This window comes from Microvirga sp. P5_D2, assembly GCF_054049475.1.
Genome location: NZ_JBFUMH010000371.1, coordinates 1 through 1,089 on the forward strand (window position 1 = coordinate 1; position 1,089 = coordinate 1,089).

The 1,089-nt window shown below is 56.3% G+C and carries 1 protein-coding gene and 1 pseudogene; one reads left to right on the forward strand and one right to left on the reverse strand.

All coding sequences use genetic code 11. The annotated features are described in order from the left end of the window. Positions 1-29: 29 nt before the first annotated feature. The gene (locus ACXJKO_RS31745; RefSeq protein ID WP_457094974.1) at positions 30-317 is read left to right on the forward strand and encodes a PilZ domain-containing protein; all 288 of its coding nucleotides are present in this window, start codon (positions 30-32) and stop codon (positions 315-317) included. A gap of 351 nt (positions 318-668) precedes the next feature. Here ACXJKO_RS31745 and ACXJKO_RS31750 read toward each other — a convergent pair. Next, positions 669-1,089: pseudogene (locus ACXJKO_RS31750) on the reverse strand (hypothetical protein); the annotation flags it as partial.

Sequence of the window (1,089 nt, forward strand, 5' to 3'; positions counted from 1 at the left end):
ACGTACAAAAGTGGGCAGGGGAGATTGTGATGGGTGAGCGTCGTTCCATAAAGCGATGGCCCGCTGTTCTCGCAGCCCGGATCACGTCAGATAGCGGAGCCGTGTCCATTGAGTGCATCGTGCGGGACCTCTCCGACACTGGAGCGCGGATCTATCTCACCGATAATTCCAGCCTGCCACTTGAGTTCGTGCTGGAGATCCCAAGTCGGGGATTGCGGGTCCAATCTCGCCTGATGTGGGGCCGAGGGGCCAACCACGGCGTCGTATTTCTGGAAGTGGTCAAAGCCTGGACCGACCCTCTGCGCACAGCCGCGTAATTCGCAAAAGGCCGTTTACGGAACCGGATGTGGCATCATCTGAACGTATTTGGAAGAACATCCACTCCAGCGCCATCGCAGTTAAGTATAGCGAAAATTTTGTGCCTCTTACAAGACGGCTAATAACAATGCTAGTACTTGGGAATGCTGTTGACGACGATTGTCATGGCTCCATCCGCTCCGCAACTCGCTGAACCTGCATAGCATTCCATTCGTGGCCCCTTGCCACCCTGAACGCTAAGGCCATCAGGAGACGGCCCGCGGTGGTGAGCGGAGCGCCGTGCAGGTGCAGCGGGTGATGGAGCGGGCCTGAGCTGTAGTTCGGCTACAAGCCGAAGGTTTACTGCTTCTTCAATCCGGCTGCACAAAGTCGATTTGCAGTTTCAACCGGACACTGTCCGTAGGAGCGCCGGTTATCTCTGCTATTCGGCGCTGCGCTTCCTCTAGGATTTCTTGGAGTTTTGCTGCGTCTGATCCGGTTTGCTCTGAGAAGTTGCCGCCTTGCGGCTGTACTTCCTCCGCTGAGGGCGAAGTGTTCGATGCAGCCTGCTCGGGTGTATTGGTATCCTGCGGTTGACCTTGCTCCAGCGAGGGAAGAGCTTCGCTCACTATGTCGACTTGGGGAACTTCGGTGAACATAACTCCATGCTCTTTGCCGTTTGACCACACGGCGCAAGCCCATCGGGACAACCTCTTCTTTGGAATCTCCAGCTCGAATGTCGATGGGATCTTGATCGGATGGGAGAATGCAATCCGCGCCCCGGTGTCGGAA